The organism is Phaeobacter sp. QD34_24 (assembly GCF_028890115.1).
Classification (GTDB): domain Bacteria; phylum Pseudomonadota; class Alphaproteobacteria; order Rhodobacterales; family Rhodobacteraceae; genus Phycobacter.
In genome coordinates, this window is sequence record NZ_JARCJD010000011.1 from 75,545 (window position 1) to 94,943 (window position 19,399).

19 protein-coding genes are annotated in these 19,399 nt (G+C 63.2%); 15 read left to right on the plus strand and 4 right to left on the minus strand.

All coding sequences use genetic code 11. The features are described from left to right. The first annotated feature begins 375 nt into the window (after positions 1-375). A complete protein-coding gene (locus tag PXK07_RS10640; protein ID WP_274848210.1) occupies positions 376-1,803 on the plus strand; it encodes a Hint domain-containing protein in 1,428 nt (475 codons plus the stop codon). A gap of 45 nt (positions 1,804-1,848) precedes the next feature. Here PXK07_RS10640 and PXK07_RS10645 read toward each other — a convergent pair whose 3' ends face one another. Beyond that, the gene (locus PXK07_RS10645) at positions 1,849-2,859 is read right to left on the minus strand and encodes a Hint domain-containing protein (protein ID WP_274848211.1); all 1,011 of its coding nucleotides are present in this window, start codon (positions 2,857-2,859) and stop codon (positions 1,849-1,851) included. A gap of 178 nt (positions 2,860-3,037) precedes the next feature. On the opposite strand from PXK07_RS10645, the gene PXK07_RS10650 reads away from it, so the two are divergent. The 4 genes from PXK07_RS10650 (at position 3,038) to PXK07_RS10665 (ending at position 7,283) form a co-directional block, all read left to right on the plus strand. Further along, positions 3,038-3,817 (plus strand): SDR family oxidoreductase, encoded by a 780-nt coding sequence (locus PXK07_RS10650; protein WP_274848212.1) that lies wholly within the window; start codon positions 3,038-3,040, stop codon positions 3,815-3,817. Positions 3,818-3,821: 4 nt separating this feature from the next. Beyond that, positions 3,822-4,940, plus strand: coding sequence for a hypothetical protein (locus tag PXK07_RS10655; protein ID WP_274848213.1), 1,119 nt, complete (start codon positions 3,822-3,824; stop codon positions 4,938-4,940). A gap of 97 nt (positions 4,941-5,037) precedes the next feature. Beyond that, positions 5,038-6,087, plus strand: coding sequence for a methyltransferase domain-containing protein (locus PXK07_RS10660; protein WP_274848214.1), 1,050 nt, complete (start codon positions 5,038-5,040; stop codon positions 6,085-6,087). A 92-nt stretch (positions 6,088-6,179) separates the two neighbouring features. Then, a complete protein-coding gene (locus tag PXK07_RS10665) occupies positions 6,180-7,283 on the plus strand; it encodes an ABC transporter ATP-binding protein (protein ID WP_274848215.1) in 1,104 nt (367 codons plus the stop codon). 59 nt (positions 7,284-7,342) lie between these two features. Here PXK07_RS10665 and PXK07_RS10670 read toward each other — a convergent pair whose 3' ends face one another. Continuing rightward, the gene (locus PXK07_RS10670) at positions 7,343-7,738 is read right to left on the minus strand and encodes a hypothetical protein (RefSeq protein ID WP_274848216.1); all 396 of its coding nucleotides are present in this window, start codon (positions 7,736-7,738) and stop codon (positions 7,343-7,345) included. 425 nt (positions 7,739-8,163) lie between these two features. On the opposite strand from PXK07_RS10670, the gene PXK07_RS10675 reads away from it, so the two are divergent. Further along, positions 8,164-8,706, plus strand: a complete 543-nt coding sequence (locus tag PXK07_RS10675; RefSeq protein ID WP_274848217.1) for a hypothetical protein — start codon at positions 8,164-8,166, stop codon at positions 8,704-8,706. A gap of 85 nt (positions 8,707-8,791) precedes the next feature. Here PXK07_RS10675 and PXK07_RS10680 read toward each other — a convergent pair whose 3' ends face one another. Continuing rightward, entirely contained in the window at positions 8,792-9,469 is a 678-nt protein-coding gene (locus tag PXK07_RS10680; protein ID WP_274848218.1) for a helix-turn-helix transcriptional regulator, read from the minus strand. Positions 9,470-9,501: 32 nt separating this feature from the next. Further along, positions 9,502-9,822: a hypothetical protein gene (locus PXK07_RS10685; protein WP_274848220.1), complete on the minus strand. Its 321-nt coding sequence runs from the start codon at positions 9,820-9,822 to the stop codon at positions 9,502-9,504. A gap of 227 nt (positions 9,823-10,049) precedes the next feature. Between PXK07_RS10685 and PXK07_RS10690 the strand changes: the two genes are divergently transcribed. From PXK07_RS10690 to PXK07_RS10730, 9 genes are all read left to right on the plus strand, one after another. After that, entirely contained in the window at positions 10,050-10,265 is a 216-nt protein-coding gene (locus PXK07_RS10690; protein ID WP_274848221.1) for a twin-arginine translocase TatA/TatE family subunit, read from the plus strand. A 6-nt stretch (positions 10,266-10,271) separates the two neighbouring features. Then, positions 10,272-10,757 (plus strand): Sec-independent protein translocase protein TatB, encoded by a 486-nt coding sequence (gene tatB, locus PXK07_RS10695; protein WP_274848223.1) that lies wholly within the window; start codon positions 10,272-10,274, stop codon positions 10,755-10,757. Then, positions 10,754-11,680 carry a twin-arginine translocase subunit TatC gene (tatC, locus tag PXK07_RS10700; protein WP_274848225.1) on the plus strand — a complete coding sequence of 309 codons (927 nt, stop codon included), beginning with the start codon at positions 10,754-10,756 and terminating at the stop codon, positions 11,678-11,680. The genes tatB and tatC overlap by 4 nt, the downstream gene beginning before the upstream one ends. Before the next feature lie 179 nt (positions 11,681-11,859). Further along, positions 11,860-13,047: an MHYT domain-containing protein gene (locus PXK07_RS10705; protein WP_274848226.1), complete on the plus strand. Its 1,188-nt coding sequence runs from the start codon at positions 11,860-11,862 to the stop codon at positions 13,045-13,047. A gap of 421 nt (positions 13,048-13,468) precedes the next feature. Continuing rightward, positions 13,469-14,323 carry an FAD binding domain-containing protein gene (locus tag PXK07_RS10710; RefSeq protein WP_274848227.1) on the plus strand — a complete coding sequence of 285 codons (855 nt, stop codon included), beginning with the start codon at positions 13,469-13,471 and terminating at the stop codon, positions 14,321-14,323. Positions 14,324-14,334: 11 nt separating this feature from the next. Beyond that, a complete protein-coding gene (locus PXK07_RS10715) occupies positions 14,335-14,826 on the plus strand; it encodes a (2Fe-2S)-binding protein (RefSeq protein WP_274848228.1) in 492 nt (163 codons plus the stop codon). After that, on the plus strand, positions 14,823-17,237 hold the full coding sequence (locus tag PXK07_RS10720) for an aerobic carbon-monoxide dehydrogenase large subunit (protein WP_274848229.1): 2,415 nt from the start codon (positions 14,823-14,825) through the stop codon (positions 17,235-17,237). The genes PXK07_RS10715 and PXK07_RS10720 overlap by 4 nt, the downstream gene beginning before the upstream one ends. 108 nt (positions 17,238-17,345) lie before the next feature. After that, on the plus strand, positions 17,346-18,212 hold the full coding sequence (locus PXK07_RS10725) for an AAA family ATPase (protein ID WP_274848231.1): 867 nt from the start codon (positions 17,346-17,348) through the stop codon (positions 18,210-18,212). Further along, complete coding sequence (locus PXK07_RS10730) at positions 18,209-19,396, plus strand: vWA domain-containing protein (RefSeq protein WP_274848232.1); 1,188 nt, start codon at positions 18,209-18,211, stop codon at positions 19,394-19,396. Before PXK07_RS10725 ends, PXK07_RS10730 begins: the two co-directional genes overlap by 4 nt. Positions 19,397-19,399: the final 3 nt, after the last annotated feature.

Below are 19,399 nucleotides of genomic sequence, written 5' to 3' on the forward strand. Positions count from 1 at the left end.
GCAGATTACGCAAAACACCTTCATGGCGCGGGTTTTTTGCGGAGTATACGCGTAGACTCATCAAAGGATGCGCATTTTTCGCACTGGGTGGCTTTTCGGACTGAGGGCCCGTCTTCACAGCCTGGCGGCCTATGGGGGGTATTCGTCACTGGCGACCTGCTGGATGGCTGTCTGTTCCGGCAATTCGCAGGCCCTTTTGCACCGCATCCCTGGCCGGGCTGAGGCCAGCATCGCCCAAATTCGGCTGCCTTTATGCCATGCTCCGCTCTTACTTTGCGTTCATAGACGGTCACTAGGTTTAAGAACGTGACGCAATGTCGGCGGTCCGGTTTCAGGGTCGGTGCCGTCACTGCCCATTAGAAAGACACCCGCCTCGTGCCCACGGTTGATATCATCCGCCTTGCAGAAGATCCGCGCGAAACCGCCTATGGCGTGCGTGCGGATACCTCTTCGCGCGGGGTGGACCTGGAGGGGGCGCAGATCACCGCGACCTATGCCGATGGCACCAGCGAGGTTCTGACCTGGAAGGCGCTGGACCCCTATACCAATGGTGGCGCGACGGGTGAGAACATCGATATGTTCTTCGACTACGATTGGCACGAGCTGACCACGACCAAGCCGCTGGCCTCGTTGCAGATCGACCTTGTTCCGGCCCATTCGGTCTTCGATACGACCTTCGCCATGGATGACGATCCGAGCGGGGGATCGACGCCCAGCTCCCTGAACGGGTTTCCCTTCAAGCTGGCTCCCGAATATGAGAGCCTATCGGGCAATATCACCGCGACCTACACCGGTATCGTGAACCTCTCCGGAGCGGAGGCGGTTGGCGATATCTATACCACCATGACGCTTGATTTCACCGGGCTGCCCGGTGGCGGGCTTCTGGGGGATCTGGTCTGGAACACGGATATCGACACGCTGGAAGGGCCGTTTGATCCCACCCTGGTGGCCACGGATGATCTGTTCCAGATCTCCGGCGACGGCTCCGAGGTGCTGAACGTCCTGGAAAACGATAGCCACGGCGCGGGCAGCAGCCTGGCCATCACCCATATTGCCGGGCAGCCGGTTGCCGCTGGCGGATCGGTCACCCTGCCGTCGGGCGAGGTGGTGACCCTCAATGGCGATGGGACGCTGTCGATCACCAATGACAGCAGCGTCAATGAGATCAACAGTTTCACCTACACGGTGAAGGACGATCTGGGGAACAGCGACACCGGGACAGTTCAGGTCAAGACCGTGGTGGGACCGCCGCCCTGTTTCGTGGCAGGAACCAGGATCGAGACCGAGCTTGGCCCCGTAGCGGTCGAGGAGCTGGAGGTCGGCATGCGGGTCCAGACCCGCGATCACGGCCTGCAACCGCTGCGCTGGATCGGCCGCAGTCGGCGGCGGGCGACGGGGCGCTCTGCGCCGGTTGTCATCGCCGCCAATGCGCTGGGCAGACATGACGCCATCGCGCTGTCGCCCAATCACCGGGTATTGATCTCGTCCGAACTGGCCGAGCTGCTGTTTGGCCAGTCCGAGGTTCTGGTCAAGGCAAAGCACCTGGTGAACGACCGGACGATCCGACTGCGGGCAGATGGTCGCCCCGTGACCTATGTGCATCTGCTGTTTGATCAGCATGAAATCATCCGCGGCAACGGATTGGAGAGCGAAAGCTATCATCCGGGGGCGGAAACCCTCGATGCCTTTGATGCCGATACCCGTGCCGAGGTGCTGGAGCTGATGGCGCAGATCGCGGAGTACGGCCCGAGCGCGCGCTATGCGTTGAAGGCCCATGAAAGCCGGTTGATGCGCGATACCTAGCCGCTGTTCAGGCTCGGATATCCCATAGGGTCTGCCCCAGGCGGTCTACCGCAGTGAGGCGCGCTTCAGCAGCTCCACCAGGTCGGGTCTGTCCAGAAGCGGGCGTGGCACGTCCAGTCCATGGCTGTCGCGGCGCTGGTGGGAGAGCGATGCTTCAGCAAGACGTTCCAACAGCTCGGGCGGCAGGGCCGGTTCGGTCACCGGATCCAGGAACAGGCTTTCGGCGGCAATGCCTTCGGCATAGACGATGTGATGACGGTCGAACAGCAGCTGGAAGTAATCGACAAAGCCGCCGTCCTGCACCACCACGCTGTCGCCGTTCACCAGGTGGCGGGCGGGGATCAGCAGCTCGGGCGTGCCTGCCCCCAGCGCGTCATGGCGCTGGTAGAGCATCAGCCGGTGGTCGGGGCTGACCAGCAGATCACGCGCATTGTTGAGCGTGCCCTTGCGGATCAGGATCGGGGCCATGGCGCCTGTTGCGCGGCTGGTGGTCTGGCCGATCCAGCGCAGCTCTTGCACGCCATCGTCGCGGGTGAGGATGCGATCGCCGGGGCGCAGGTCTTCGATCGGCCTTTGGGCGCCGGTGGCCAGGGTGATATGGGTGCCGCGCGTGAAAGAGACGGCGGCCATCTGTGCCAGCCGCGCCCGGGCGCCGCTGCGCTCGGCGCTCAACAGCGTATAGCCGGTCTCGGGCGTCAGCGGAGCAAGCGGCAACAGGGTGATGCCCGCGATCATGCCGTCGCCGTCTACCTCGACCATCACCAGCGCATCCACATTGGGGCCTGCTTCGGGCATCAGGGTGAGCGCGCAATCCAGATGCAGGGCTGCGCCTGCGCGGCCCAGCTCGGTGTCGGACCCAACGGAAAACCTGCCGTCCGCGTGGCTGACCAGGGACAGGCGGCGGGCCGGGGTCTTGCCTGCCAGCGCATAGACATCGTCCAGCACCAGATCTTCCAGTACGCCCAAGGCATCACCGGCATTGGCGCCGGTCTCCACCCGGAAGGCCTCGGCCGGGTAGGCGGGGATAGAGCGGGTGGCGGTGCGCGCCTCTGTCACGTGGGGCCTCCTGTCCTGATCTGGGCCTTGTTTCGGAATACAGTTCAATTGTGGCATGAAACAGGCCGGATGGGGCAGAAATTCCGACCAGCGACAGGGCGGGCCGCACGGGCTGGTCATTCCCATGCGGAACGTGCAATCTCCGCCCGGAAACGCAAAATCCCGATGGAGGACGAACATGGATCTTGGAATTGCAGGCAAGCGCGCATTGGTCTGTGCCAGCAGCAAGGGCTTGGGTCTTGGCTGTGCCGAGGCGCTGGCCGAAGCCGGTGTGAACCTGGTGATGAACGCCCGCGGTGAAGAGGCGCTGCTGGCGGCGGCACAGGGCATCCGCGACGCCTATGGCGTTGAGGTCGAAACCGTCGTGGCGGATGTCACAACGCCAGAGGGGCAGAAGGCGGTGCTGGATGCCGCAGGAAACGTGGATATCCTGGTCACCAACGCGGGCGGCCCGCCCCCCGGCATGTGGTCCGACTGGGAGCGCGAGGATTTCATCAAGGCACTGGACGCCAACATGCTGGCGCCGATTGCCCTGATGAAGGCGCTTCTGCCCGGCATGATGGAGCGGGGCTGGGGCCGGGTGGTCAATATCACCTCGCAATCGGTGAAGGCGCCGATCGCGGTGCTGGGCCTGTCGAACTCGGCGCGTGCGGGTCTGACGGGATATGTGGCGGGCACCTCGCGGCAGGTTGCGGGCAAGGGGGTCACCATCAATAACCTTCTGCCCGGCATCCATGCCACCGACCGCGCCGTGTCGCTGGACACCGGGGTTGCCAGCCAGCAGGGCATCTCGATTGAAGAGGCCAAGACACAGCGCGCCGCCACCATTCCCGCAGGCCGCTATGGCACGCGGCAGGAATTCGGCGCCACATGTGCCTTCCTGTGTTCCCAGCACGCGGGCTTTATCGTGGGTCAGAACGTGCTGTTGGATGGCGGCGCCACCAATATGACCCTGTAATCACATGGCCAGCGGGTTTTCCCTGAAGGACCAGCTGTTCAACCTGGAAAAGACCCGCTACCTGGCGGGTCTTTTTGCAGCTGCCGATCCGGGGTTTGATGCAGACGGGTTCGAGGCGCAGGTGATGGCGCGTTTCCCTGAGCTGGAGTTGAAACAGCGCATCCATTGGATTGCCGAGGTGCTGGCAGGCCACTACAGCGGCCCGCTGCCCGAGGTCGCTCCGGTTCTGCTGTCGGCGCTGCCGCCGCCGCTGGATCCGGGCAAGAGCGATGATGATTTTGGCGATTTCATCTTTGCCCCCTTGGGGGAATTCGTCATCGCCAAGGGGATTGAGGATCATCCCGATCTGACGCTGGATCTCTTGGAGGCGCTGACCCAGCGGTTTTCCATGGAATACGCGATCCGGCCCATGCTGAACCGCTGGCCGGATCTGACCCTCACGCGGATGCAGGACTGGGTGCGCCACGAAAATTACCACGTGCGTCGTCTGGTCAGCGAAGGCACCCGGCCACGCCTGCCCTGGGGCCTGGGAATTGGGCTGGACCTGCGCGCGCCCTTGCCGCTGCTCGACCATCTTCATGGGGACAGCACCCGGTTTGTCACCCGCTCGGTCGCCAATCATCTGAATGACATTGCCAGGAAGGATCCGGATCTGGTGGTCGACACCCTGCGGCGCTGGGGCGATGGAGGTCTACAGACCGGGAAAGAGATGGACTGGATGACACGCCACGCCTGCCGGGGATTGGTCAAGGCGGGTCATCCGGGCGCGCTGGGCCTCTTGGGCTATGACCCGGAGGCACCGGTCACGGCACAGATCTTGCTGGAGGTCACATCTGTGCCCATTGGCGAGGCGCTGTGCTTCTCGGTCGTTCTGGCGGGGCCAGAGGATCAGCCGGTTCTGGTGGACTACCGCCTGCATTTCCAGCGCCCCGGCGGCAAGACCTCGGCCAAGGTGTTCAAGCTGAAACAGGCGCATCTGATGAAAGGGCGGCTGACCCTTTCAAAACGCCACCGCATGAAGGGGGATGCCACCACCTTTACCCTTGTTCCGGGCACGCACCGGATCGAGATCCTGGTCAACGGCACCCAGCGGGCCGAGATGGCGTTTGAGCTGACGGGCTAGGGGGCTTCACGCTTGCGTCACTGCGGCGCTCTGCCGCTTGTCCGGGGCAGGCGCGCGCGATACCCATGAGCCGGAAAAGACCGTGAAAGGGCCGGACATGAACCATGAAAGCGTGCAGAATTACTATGGCGAGGTCCTGCAGGGCAGCGAGGATCTGCAAACCAATGCCTGCTGCACGCCGGATGACATGCCGGACCATGTGAAAGAGATCCTGTCGCAGATCCATGACGAAGTGCTGACCCGCTATTACGGCTGCGGGTTGATTGCGCCGGAAGCCTTGGAAGGCGCCTCGGTGCTGGATCTGGGCTGCGGTGCCGGGCGCGATGTTTATGCGCTTTCGGCCATGGTCGGGGACAAGGGCCGCGTCGTCGGCGTCGATATGACCCCGGCCCAGCTGGAGGTGGCACAGCGCCACCGCGACTATCACGCGGCGGCTTTTGGCCATGGCGCCAGCAATGTGGAATTCCACCACGGCTATATCGAACAGCTGGATGAGCTGGATCTTGAGCCGGGCTCCTTCGATGTCATCGTCTCCAACTGCGTGATCAACCTGGCGACCGACAAGGGCGCGGTGCTGCGCGGGGCGCATCGGCTCTTGAAGGAGGGCGGCGAGATGTATTTCTCGGATGTCTATGCCGACCGCCGCGTGCCCGAGGCGATGGCGCAGGACGAGGTTCTGTACGGTGAATGCCTGTCCGGCGCGCTGTACTGGAATGATTTCCTGCGCCTCGCGCGGGAGGCCGGGTTCCTGGACCCGCGCATGGTGACAGCCCGCCCCCTGACCATCGAGAACCCCAAGCTGGAAGCGCGTGTCGCGCCGCTCAAGTTCCTCTCGGCCACCTATCGGCTGTTCAAACTGCCCCAGCTGGAACCCGATTGCGAGGATTATGGCCAGGCGGTGATCTACAAGGGCACCATTCCGCATGCCCCCCACGCGCTGACGCTGGACGATCACCACGTGATCGAGACCGGCAAGGTCTTCCCGGTCTGTGGCAACACCTGGATGATGCTGCAGGACACGCGGCTTGCGCCGCATTTCGACTTCATCAGTGATTTCTCCACCCATTACGGGATCTTTGCAGGCTGCGGCGGCGCCTCGCCCTTCAATGGTTTCGACGAAGGGGGAGCTGCGGCCTCCTGCTGCTAGGGCGGCAGGGGACGGCGCCCTTGCGTGCGACCCATGGGGTTGCTATCTGCGGGTAATTCCGATTGTTTTGATCGGCTTGAACAAGAGAGCCCATGAGCGCCGCATCTGTCCCTCCCTCCCGCCCGGTTCCCCGTCTTGAAATCCGCAATATCCGGCGGTTCTTTGACGGGCGCGCGGTGGTGGATGATGTCTCGCTCACCATCCAGGCGGGGCAGGTGACCTGCCTTTTGGGTCCTTCGGGTTGCGGCAAGTCCACCACCCTGCGCATGATCGCCGGCGTCGAGATGCAGGACGAGGGCGAGATCTATGTGGATGGCAAGCTGATCTGCGACACCATCTTTCGAGTGCCGCCCGAGCGGCGCGAGATCGGGTTGATGTTCCAGGACTTCGCGCTGTTTCCGCATCTGAGCGTCGCCGACAACGTGGCCTTCGGCCTGAAGGGCGCCAAGGATCAGAAACGTGCGCGGGTAGAAGAGCTGCTCGCCAAGGTGTCGCTGTCGAAATACATCGACGATTTCCCGCATCAGCTGTCAGGCGGGGAGCAGCAGCGCGTCGCACTGGCCCGCGCCCTGGCGCCGCGCCCACGTATCATGCTGATGGACGAGCCGTTCTCGGGCCTTGATAACCGGCTGCGCGATGGCATCCGCGATGAAACCCTGACGCTGTTGCGCGAAGAGGACACGGCGGTCTTGCTGGTGACCCATGAACCCGAGGAAGCCATGCGCATGGCCGATGAAATCGCCCTGATGCGGGGCGGGCGGATCGTGCAGCAGGGCGCGCCCTACAATGTCTATACCCGCCCGGTGGACAAGGCAGCGGTGGCCTTTTTCAGCGACGTCAATGTGTTGAACGCGCAGGTGAACGGTGCCCTGGCCGAAACCCCCTTTGGGCAGTTCCTGGCACCCGGCGTGCCCGATTGCACCGATGTGGAGATCGTCTTTCGCCCCCAGCACGTGCGCATCGATTTCGACCGCGCCGGCAAGGGTCCGCTGCCCACCCCCAGCGATGGCGTCCCGGCCCGTGGCGTGGTGGAGCGCGCGCGTTTCTTGGGTCACGAAAGCCTGGTGGAATTCCGCATGGATTTTGACGGCTCGCTCCTGAAGGTGACGGTGCCGAACGTGTTCCTGCCTGAAGTGGGGCGTGTCCTCTGGCTGACCGTGCCGCGCAACCGGTGCTTTGTCTTCCCCAAGGGCTAGAGAGGGTGAGGGGAGAGCATTGCCATGTCTCCCCATCATTTGTCAGAGGCGCTGAGCGGTCAATCCACGAAGGGGGTGGAGCCATCCCAGGTGGCATTGTTTGCAACTGGTGTCGTGACCGCCGTTGCGGGCGCCGTTGCGACGTGGTTCTGTCCCATGCCGACTGTGGATAGGCTGCCTGTGCCGGAGGCACAGCGGCCCGAAATGATCGTGTAATCCGGTGCCGTAGCCAGGACCGTGACACGGAACTCGGCCACAGGCGCGTTGCCACATATCTGTGCGGACACTTGGGTTCGAATCTCTTCCGGCGTCCATCCGGCCCCCGCAGTGCCACTGAAACGGCCATTTCCGTCACTGTCTAAACGCATCTCGTTGCTGGCAGGAGCCCCGCCGCAGGCGGCCAGCAGGGCGCAGCAGGTCAGCGGTAGAATGGGTTTGGCGAATTTGGTGATCATGAATTGCTCTTCTTCTTTGGGCCGGGAAAGACCTGTACAAAATGCACTGCACCGCAGCATTCCGGTGCGCGCCGATTTTCGGGTGTCGGGCCGTTCAGGTTCTTACAGGGGTCGATGTCCCCCATTGAATTGCTCCTTTGAATTCGCGCTGGCTGGCCTGTCCATCACCGCAGTTCTTCTACAATTGCTTTGCGATCAAAGACAAAGGTTGCCCAGGACCAACGCGGCTGAAATGCCGCCCCCCTGAATTTATAGGGCGTGCCAGAGTTTTCAAAGTCTGAATGCTGTTCATTCTCTGCCGTTGCCCGTGCCGGGGGCTGCTCAATGCCCTATTAACCGCCATCAGATAAGCTGCTCTGCGACCGCGCGCTGTCTGGCACCCTGGACCTGCGCGGCATGGGGTTAAACGCGTGGACTTCCGAAATATGGACAGACGTAGAGACAAGACGGAAATAACACCGCTGATCGAGGACGCGGGCCTGTTCAAGCGCGAGCTGCGGGACGTGCCGGTGGAACTTATCCCCACCCTGCAGCGCAACGGCCGGGGCGACCTGTTGATCAAGGGCGTCGTTCAGCCCGATGCAGAGATCGAGGTGCTGTTTGCCGGTCGCCGCCTGCAGGATGTCGGCGGGCTGCTTGAACGGATCAAGGCACTGCGCACCGAAGGTCTGCGTACGGCGATGAATGGACATGATGCCATGCTGCGGATCCGCCGGTTGCGGCTGCCAATCCGCGTGCTTGGGAACTGGCGCATGCGGTTTGAAACCGATGAATCGGGCTGGGATCTCAAGAGCTATCAACTCATCGCTGCCCAATGGATCTTTACCGATCTGAAGGGCTTCACCGTGCGCTGCGGCGCTCTTCCTGAAGTGTCCGAGGACAGGTTGCAAGACCGGGCCCGGGCGGCCCGGGCGCAGCTTGCCGCATCGCGGGCCCGGGTGGCCGAGCGGGCGCGCCCAACGCCCTAGGTGAAGGCGCCCCGGTGACCTGCTCCCGGTGATCAGGCCCCGGTGATCAGATCCCGGTGATCCTGCGTTGCTGGTCTGAGGGCGCCTAGCCCGACGACATCGGATCGTAATCCGCCAATCTCTTTCCCGGTTCATCCACGAACAATTCGGGCAGGGCGGTGGCCTCCTCAATCAGATCGACGCGGAAGACCCGGAAATCCTCGCGGGCCTCACACCAGGCGGTGAGGGTCCAGACACGACCCCAGTATTCCATGTGCAATGGGCGGATCTTGCGCGCGCTCACTTCGCCATTGATGCGGCGGTAGGTGATCTGCAATTTCTGACGCGCCTTGATGGCGGCGCGTAAGGTCGGCATCTGGGCAAAGCCCCGCGCCGCATCGGCAAAGGGGTAGACGGCGAATTTCCAGGCCTCTGCCTCGGCAATGGTTTCCGTCGGCAGCACCGCATCGACCTTGGCCGCCAGCGATTGTGCGGCGGCCTTGAGATCGGCATCGGCGGCCTCGGCGACGATCGCCATGCCAAGGTTCAGCGCTTCCAGTTCTTCCGGGGTCAATGTCAGGGGGGGCAGGGTGATCGCCTCGCGCACCATATAGCCGACGCCGCGCTCCCCTTCGACCGGTATGCCCGAGGCCACCAGCGTGTCCATGTCGCGATAGATGGTGCGGGTGGAGACCTCCAGCCGCGCGGCAATGTCCTGCGCGCGGTGCAGTTTCCCATCGCGCAGGATCTGGATGATTTCAAAAAGACGGTCGGTGCGGCGCATGCCCTAGCCTTGGCCTGCGCCGCACCGGTTGGTCAAGCCGCCATCTGCCACAGGATGTCTTCGTGGCGCATATCGATGCTGCCGGGCTCAATCGCCTGCATCAGCGCAGCGGCAAAGGGCTGCTTGGGAAACGCCTCGGCTGCGGCCTTGGCTGAGGTCATGTCGCGCCAGACCACCTGATCGCTCCAGCGGCCATCGGCGCCGCAGCTGAGGCGGCGGACCATGAAGCCCGGCTGGGCACGCACGAAGGCCTCGCTGTCCTGGCTGAGGGCCACAAAGGCGTCCGGGGTGACACCCTGTGCCAGGGTGAAGGTGACGATTTCGGCCACGGGGTTGGGGGAATGGATGGTCATATCTTCTCTGTCTCCTTGCTGATGTGACAGGCTGGTGCTAGCACTGTCCAACTGACATAAACCTGTCAGTTGGTTTTCGTGTTGCCCCTATGGAGGCGATTTTCGCCCCGCTGGGCACCGGCAGTGCGCTTCGGCATCTTTGCGACGCGGGGATGCGCCCGTAAAACCAAGGATGAAAGAGACATGAACCGGTGCGGATGGACGCCGGACAAGAAGGAGACACTCACATGCTCAACAATATTGGCCTTCCCGGCATTCTGCTGATCGCCGTCGTGGTTCTGGTCCTGTTTGGCCGCGGCAAGATTTCCTCGCTGATGGGCGAAGTCGGCAAGGGCATCACCGCCTTCAAGAAGGGCGTGAAGGACAGCACCGAAGAGATCGAGCAGGACGCCGCCGTGGAGGCGAAGGACATCACGCCCGAGACCGAAAAAGACAAGGCCTAAGCCGCCATGTTCGATCTTGGGTGGACCGAACTTATGGTGGTCGGGGTGGTCGCGCTGATCGTGGTCGGCCCCAAGGACCTGCCGGTGCTGTTCCGCAACGTGGGCCGCTTCGTGGGCAAAGCCAAGGGCATGGCCCGCGAATTCAGCCGAGCGATGAACGATGCCGCCGACGAGGCGGGCGTCAAGGACGTGGCCAAGGGGCTGAAGGCCGCCACCAATCCGGTCGGCACCGCCATGGACGGGGTGAAGGAGGCGGCGCAGGACATGGCCAAATCCATCGATCCGACCAAGTTTGACGCAGACAGCGAAACCGGCAAGCTGGCCGCAGAACGTGCCGCTGACGCCAAGAAGATCCAGGCGGCCACGGCCCGCGCTGCTGCTGAACGCAAGGCCAAGGAGGCGCAGGAGGCGCTGGCCTATGCCGAGGCGGCCGAAAAGGAGCTGGAGGCAGGCGCTGCCCCCGCTGCTGAGGATAAAGAGACCAAATCATGAGCCAATCCGAAGAGATCGAGGATTCCTCCGCGCCGCTGATCGAGCATCTGGCCGAGCTGCGCACCCGCCTGATCCGGGCGGTCGGGGCCTTTATCGTCGGGATCGTGCTGGCCTTCACCGTGGCCGAGCCGATCCTGCAGTTCCTCCTGGCGCCAATCGAGGCGACCCTGCGCGAACTGGGCGATCCCTCGCCCACCTTGCAGTACACCAGCCCGCAGGAATACCTGTTCACGCTGTTTCGCATCTCCATGGTCTTCGGCTTTGCGCTGTCTTTCCCGGTGATCGGCTTCCAGCTGTGGCGCTTCGTGGCGCCGGGCCTCTACAAGAGCGAGAAGAACGCCTTTCTGCCCTTCCTGATCGCGGCGCCGGTGATGTTCCTCCTGGGGGCGTCCTTTGCGCATTTCGTCGTCACCCCGCTGGCGATGGCCTTTTTCCTGGGCTTTGCGGATGTCTCGTCGATCTTTGCCAACCTGCTGTCGGGGGCGGTGGATGACCTGCCGGCCGATGCTGCCGTGGTGCCGGAAACCGCCGAGGGCGTGCGTATCACCTTCTTTGGCAAGGTGAACGAGTCGCTGGATATCACGCTGAAGTTCATCATGGCCTTTGGCCTATGCTTCCAGCTGCCGGTGCTGCTGACCTTGATGGGCAAGGCCGGTCTGGTCAGCGCCGAAGGCTTGGGCTCGGTGCGCAAATATGCGGTTGTGGCCATCCTGGTGCTGGCCGCCCTGGTGACGCCGCCGGATGTGATCACCCAGCTGATCCTCTTTACCGTGGTCTATGGCCTTTACGAGATTTCGATCTTCCTGGTCGGCCGGGTCGAGAAGAAGCGCGAAGAAAAGCTGCGCGAGGAAGGCTATTATGACGACGAGGATGAAGAGGATCCTCTGATGGCCGAATTCGACGCGGAGGATGACGACAGGTAATCCGTCGATCAGAAAACCAAGGGGGCGCAACCGAACCGGCTGCGCCCCCTGTTGTTTCAAGCGTAAATTGGATGGTGACGGGGTTTCAACTATAGGTCTATGCTATGGGCGCGCGGCCCGGTCTTGGCCGGACAGGCGCGGCTTGCAGCTATAGGAGCTCAATGGGAAGGGAGGCCCTTTTGCTCGACTACAGCCACAACTACCTGTTTGTCCTGGCATCTTTGACCATTGCCTTGATTGCGGGCTTTTCCGGCCTGTCACTGACCCAGGGGGCCTCGCAGATGTCGCCGCCGGTGCGCAAGATCGTGGTCTCGGTGGCCTCGGTGATCCTGGGCAGCGGCATCTGGTCGATGCATTTCGTGGCGATGCTGGGGCTGGAGCTGCCGGTTGCCTATTACTTTGATCCGCTGGTCACCCTGATTTCGGCGCTGACGGCGATCCTCTTCATGGGGCTGGCGCTGCTCATCGTGCATTTTGGAACCCGCACCCGGGCCAAGATCATGCTGGCGGGCATCATCATGGGCAGCGGCATCGCGGCGATGCATTACATCGGCATGTCGGGCATGGAACTCTGCGTGCCGAGCTATACCGTGCCGCAGGTGGCGATGGCCTTTGCCGCTTCCATCGCGCTGAGCATGGCGTCGTTCCAGGTGTCCTACGGCCGACGCAGTGCCCGCAATATCGTGATGGGCACCTTCGGGTTCGGCATTGCCGTCTTTGCGGTGCATTTCATTGCCATGGCCGGGACCGGTTTTTCCCTGGCCGAGGAACAGACCACCTTCGTCCCCCCGATGAGCCGGGGCGTGCTGGCCTTTGGGGTGACGCTTTCGGCCTTTGTGCTGTCGGGCAGTTTCCTGTTGTCCGGGGCCACATTCGCCACCCGCCTGGGCGGGCAGGGCGGCGGGGCAGCAAAGGCGCCGGAGGATCAGGCAGAGGCGTCCTCTGCCGCAGCGCTCAATGGCCGACAGCCCAGCGACGCCAGTGCCGAACTGGCCAGCAGTGGCGGCGCGACACCCAAACCGGATGCGCAGGCAGAGCGCCGCATTCCCTATGAATCGGATGCCCGTACCCATTTCATCAGTCCCGACAATGTCTCGGCGATCCGGGCCGAGGGGCATTACACCGTGCTTTACAGTGGCAATGCCAAGCTGTTCTGCCCCTGGTCGATCTCCGAGGCGGAGGCCCGCACCGGCGCCGATATCTTCATCCGCACCCATCGCAGTTATCTGGTCAACCTGGATCACGTCACCAGTTTCGAGCGCAAGAAGGACAACGGCGTCTGCTATTTCGACGATACGCCGGCGCTGCCCAAGGTGCCGGTCAGCCGGTCCCGCCTGGCAGAGGTCCGCGCCCGTCTGGGCATGTAAGCCCGGCGTCTACCCTCGCGCATCCAGCCCCTGAACATCTTTTCAATGCCTCAAAGGTTTGCACCGCGCGCTGGGCCAGGTCTGATGGTGCCTTTCGGCCCAGCCCCCCTCGTGATGCTGATACGTCAGGGCGAATTTCCCCGGATTGCGGTGAGTGGGATCTGTGAGGATCAAGGGGCAGGGTTTACCTGGTTTGGGTCTCGATATGTGGTGCGCATCCGGTATGCGATTGTCGACTCAGCGATATGCTCAACTTTGAAATGCATTCATTAAAGTGAATTCGTCCATAGGGCATGTTTTCGCAACTCGTGCAGCTCATTCGCATTTCGTGAACCCGGCTTCGGCGGTCGTTTCCCGCTTCTCGCTCAGGCGCATGCAGCGCCCTTTACTGTGGCCAATCCGGAATTCAGGGAGGAAACGGATGATACCCTCAGAGTTTGAATACCACCGACCCGGCAGTATTGCGGCGGCCCTGGCGGTACTGGAAGAGCACGGCGACGATGCCCGCGTCATGGCAGGCGGGCACAGCCTGATCCCGATGATGAAACTGCGCATGGCCGATGTACCGCATCTGATCGATCTGCAGGCGATTACCGAGCTGAAGGGCATCGCTGTCGAAGGTGGCACAATCACCATCGGCGCGATGACCACCCAGCACGAGCTGATCACCAGCGATGAACTGGCGGCGGCTGCTCCGATCATGCGCGAGGCGGCACTGCTGATCGCCGATCCGCAGGTGCGCTATGTGGGCACCATTGGCGGCAATGTGGCCAATGGCGATCCGGGCAACGATATGCCCGGGCTGATGCAGTGCCTGGATGCCACCTTCACCCTGCAGGGGCCGGATGGCACCCGCGAGGTTCAGGCGCGCGACTTCTACGAGGCGGCCTATATGACCGACCGCGAGGATGACGAGATCCTGACCAAGATCTCCTTTGCCGCACCCAAGGGCGGGCAGGCCTATGAAAAGCAAAAACGCAAGATCGGCGATTACGCCACGGCGGCGGCGGCTGTGATCCTGGAAAAGGTGGACGGCAAGGTCGCCTCGGCCTCGATCGCGATGACCAATCTCAGCGACACGCCGGTGTTTTCCGCCGATGCAGGCGCGGCCTTGGTCGGCAGTGACTGCGGCGCCGATGCCGTCTCGGATGCGGTCAGTGCCATGCTGGGCGACATCGACCCGACCGAGGACAACCGCGGACCGGTTGAATTCAAGAAACACGTGGCTGGCGTCATCCTGCGCCGGGCCATCGAACGCGCCTGGTCGCGGGCCTGAGGGAGGAGACCATGGGAAAACAAATCATCACCCTGACGGTGAACGGCGAGAAGCACGAAGTCGCCGCCGAACCGCGTGAGCTTTTGGTGCACACCCTGCGCGAGACGCTGAAACTGACCGGCCCGCATGTGGGCTGCGAGACCTCGCATTGCGGCGCCTGCACCGTCGATATCGACGGCAAATCGGTGAAATCCTGCACCATGTTTGCAGCGCAAGCGGATGGCGCCGAGATCACCACCATTGAAGGCATCGCAACGCCTGACGGCATGCACGTGCTGCAGGAAATGTTCCGCGAACATCACGGGCTTCAGTGCGGCTTCTGCACCCCCGGCATGATCACGCGGGCCTATCGCCTGCTGCAGGAAAACCCCAACCCGACCGAGGAAGAGGTCCGTTTCGGCATCGCCGGCAACCTCTGCCGCTGCACCGGCTATCAGAATATCGTCAAGGCGATCCTCGCCGCCGCGGCTGAACTCAACGCATCCAAGGAGGCAGCACAATGAAGGATCTGGAGGACCGTCAGGAACGGATCGACAACCTCAAGGGGATGGGCTGCTCGCGCAAGCGGGTCGAGGATGCGCGTTTCACCCAAGGCAAGGGCAAGTACGTCGATGACGTCAATCTGCCGGGCATGCTGCACGGGGATTTCGTGCGCTCACCCTATGCCCATGCGCGGGTGAAATCGATCAATATCGATGCCGCCATGGCGCTGGATGGCGTCGTCGCCGTGCTGACCGCCAAGGATCTGGAGCCGCTGGCGCTGCACTGGATGCCGACCCTTGCCGGCGACAAGCAGATGGTGCTGGCCGATGGCAAGGTGCTGTTCCAGGGCCAGGAGGTCGCCTTTGTCGTCGCCAAGGACCGCTATATCGCCGCCGACGCGGTGGAACTCGTCGAGGTGGAATACGAGGAACTTCCGGTTCTGGTCGACCCCTTCGAGGCGCTGCAGTCCGACATCGTCCTGCGCGAGGACATCAAGGACGAGAAAGAGGGCGCTCACGGCCCCCGTCGCCATCACAACCACATCTTCCTCTGGGAAGAGGGCGACAAGGAAGCCACCGAGCAGGTTCTGGACGAGGCCGAAGTGGTGGCCGAGGAGATGGTCTATTACCACCGCACCCACCCGTGCCCGCTGGAGCCCTGCGGCTCTGTCGCCAGCATGGACAAGATCAATGGCAAGCTGACGCTCTGGGGCACCTTCCAGGCGCCGCATGTGGTGCGCACCGTGGCCAGCCTTCTGTCGGGGATCGAAGAGCACAACATCCGCGTGATCTCCCCCGATATCGGCGGCGGTTTCGGCAACAAGGTCGGCGTCTATCCGGGCTATGTCTGCTCCATCGTGGCGACCATCGTCACTGGCCAGCCGGTGAAGTGGATCGAGGACCGGATGGAAAACCTGATGGCCACCGCCTTTGCCCGTGACTACTGGATGAAGGGCAAGATCAGCGCCACCAAGGAGGGCAAGATCACCGGGCTGCACTGCCATGTGACCGCCGACCACGGCGCCTTCGATGCCTGCGCCGACCCGACCAAGTTCCCGGCCGGTTTCTTCCACATCTGCACCGGATCCTATGACATCCCGGTCGCCTATGTGGGCGTTGACGGCGTCTATACCAACAAGGCGCCGGGCGGCGTGGCCTATCGCTGCTCTTTCCGGGTGACGGAGGCCGCCTATTTCATCGAACGCATGATCGAGGTGCTGGCGATGGAGCTGAACATGGACGCAGCCGAGCTGCGCCGGATCAACTTTATCCGCGAAGACCAGTTCCCCTATCAGTCGGCACTGGGCTGGGAATATGACTCGGGCGATTATCACTCCGCCTGGGACAAGGCACTGGCGGCGGTCAAATACGATGAGCTGCGCGCCGAGCAGGCGCAGCGGGTGGAGGACTTCAAGGCCGGGAAGACGCGCAAGCTTCTGGGCATTGGTCTGACGCATTTCACCGAGATCGTCGGTGCGGGCCCGGTGAAGAACTGCGATATCCTCGGCATGGGGATGTTCGACAGCTGCGAGATCCGCATCCACCCCACCGGATCGGCCATTGCACGCCTTGGTACCATCAGCCAAGGGCAGGGGCATGCGACCACCTTCGCGCAGATCCTGGCGTCTGAGATCGGTCTCTCGGCTGACTCGATCACCATCGAGGAAGGCGATACCGACACCGCGCCTTACGGTCTGGGCACCTATGGGTCACGCTCGACACCCGTTGCAGGCGCTGCCACTGCCATGGCGGGCCGCAAGATCCGCGCCAAGGCGCAGATGATCGCGGCTTACTTGCTGGAAGTGCACGACAACGACCTGGAATGGGACGTGGACCGGTTCGTGGTCAAGGGCGCGCCCGAGCGCTTCAAGACCATGAAGGACATCGCCTATGCGGCCTATAATCAGGCCATTCCGGGCGTCGAGCCGGGGCTTGAGGCGGTGAGCTACTATGACCCGCCCAACATGACCTATCCCTTTGGCGCCTATATCTGCGTCATGGAGATCGACGTCGACACCGGTGAGCATGAAATCCGCCAGTTCTACGCGCTGGACGATTGCGGCACCCGGATCAACCCGATGGTCATCGAAGGTCAGGTGCACGGTGGTTTGACCGAGGCGCTCGCCATCGCCATGGGGCAGGAGATTGCCTATGACGATATGGGCAACTGCAAGACCGGCACGCTGATGGACTTCTTCATCCCGACCGCCGTTGAGACGCCGCATTACACCACCGACCACACCGAAACCCCCAGCCCGCATCACCCGATCGGCGCCAAGGGTGTGGGTGAAAGCCCCAATGTGGGCGGTGTTCCGGCCTTCTCCAACGCGGTGCATGATGCCTTCCGTGCCTTTGGCCTGCGCCAAAGCCACATGCCCCACGATCACTGGCGGATCTGGAAGACCGCCAACGATCTGGGCCTGCACGGCTAAGGCTTAAGTCGTACTAAAAAGAGGGAGGCCGCCGCGTGCGGCCTCCCATCTCCGCCCCAACCCGGCCCCGCGATGGGGCCGTGCGCAGCGACCTGTCGGATCTGATCCATGACCTATCTCGACCTTCAGAAAGACTTGGCCGAACAGGGCTATGTCGCCTCCGATGATCTGGCGATGGCGCTGCATCTTGCGGTGACTCTGGGCCGTCCGCTGCTCTTGGAAGGGGCTGCCGGTGTCGGCAAGACCGAGATCGCCCGCGCCCTGGCTGCCGCGCGGGACACGCGCCTGATCCGGCTGCAATGCTATGAAGGGCTGGACGCGGCACAGGCGATCTATGAATGGAATTACCAGCGCCAACTGCTGGCGATCCAGGCCTCCGGCAAGACCGGGAAAGAGGCTGAGGCGCAGATATTCTCAGAGGACTACCTGTTGGAGCGCCCGCTGTTGCAGGCCATCCGGCAGGACATATCCCCGGTGCTGCTGATTGACGAGATCGACCGCGCCGATGAGGAATTCGAGGCCTACCTTCTGGAGGTGCTCGCGGATTTCCAGATCACCGTGCCGGAGCTTGGCACCATCACCGCAAAAAGCCGACCCTTGGTGATCCTCACGGCCAATGGCACCCGCGATCTGTCGGACGCGCTGCGGCGCCGCTGCCTTTACGCTCATGTCGACTATCCCGACCGCAAGACGGAACTCGCCATTCTGGACGCCCGCTGTCCGGGGCTGAGCGCCGCCCTTGCAGGGCAGATCGTCGGCTTCGTGCAGGATCTGCGCAAGGAAGATCTGGTGAAGAAACCCGGCGTGGCCGAGATGCTGGATTTTGCCGCCGCGCTCTCTGGCCTCGGCGTTGCGGATCTCACCGAAGATCCCGCTGCCCTGATGGCGGCCATGGCAACCTTGCTGAAGACCGAAGCCGACCGCGGTGCGGTTCCGGCAGAGGTCGCGCAGCGGCTGGCGGGGCGCGCCGCATGAGCCGGGTGACGAAATTCGCAGGCCGCGATCCCGGCCCCGGCGCCCGCGTTGCGGGCTTCATGGCGCATCTGCGCGCCCATGGATTTGCGCTGGGGGTGGCCGAAACCGGCACCGCGCTGGCGGCGCTTGGGGCGGTGGAGGCAAGCGACCCGTCTGAGGCCCGCGCCGCATTGCGGGCCGTCTGCGCAGGCCGGGCCGAGGATGTGGAGCGGTTCGACACTCTCTTTGACAGCTTCTGGATGGATGCGGGCCGGGTTCGGCAAAAGACCGTGCCCAGCGACAATAAAAACAAGAGCGACGACATGCGCGCCACCCGCAAGGACGCAGGCGAAACAGAGGCAGAAGGTACAGGCACAATTCAGGCCCCCGGCGGCAGCGGCGGCGGCGGGGCGGAAAGCGACGGCGTGGGGCGGCTTGTTGCGTCAGATGTGAAGAACCTGATGAAGAAGGATCTGCGCGATCTGGTGGACCCGGAAGATATCCGTCAGGCCGAAGAGGTTGCCGTGCGGTTGGGGCAGGCCCTGCGCGACAGGCGCTCCCGCAGGCGCAAGGCGGCGCGGCGGGGCAGGGCGGTGGACTTCCGCCGCACCATCCGCAAGGCGGTGGCCACCGGCGGTGTTCCCCTCAGGCTTGCGCGGCGGAACCGTCCCGACCGGCCTGTGAAGATCGTTGCCCTGTGTGATGTCTCGGGATCCATGCTGGTCTATGCGCGCCCCTTCCTGGCGTTTCTTGCGGGGCTGATGCGGGCCGATGCGGCGTCGGACGCGTACCTCTTTCACACCCGGCTTGTGCGGATTGCCGATGCCCTGCGTGAAGAGGACCCGATGCGCGCCCTGAACCGCGTCACCCTGATGGCCGAAGGTATCGGCGGCGGCAGCTGCATCGGCGGCGCGCTCACGCATTTTGCCACCACCTATGCACGCCGCTTCGTCGATGGGCGCTCGGTGGTGATCATCCTGTCGGATGGCTACGACAGCGACCCGCCGGACCATATGGCAGCAGGCTTGCAGGCGCTGAAGCGGCGTGGTTGCCGGATCGTCTGGCTCAATCCGCTGAAGGGCTGGCAGGGCTACGAGCCGATTGCACGCGGCATGGCGGCGGCGCTGCCGTATTTGGATCTGTTCGAGGCGGCCAACACGCTGGAGGCGCTGGCCAGCCTCGATCAAAAACTGGGGGCGATATGAGTT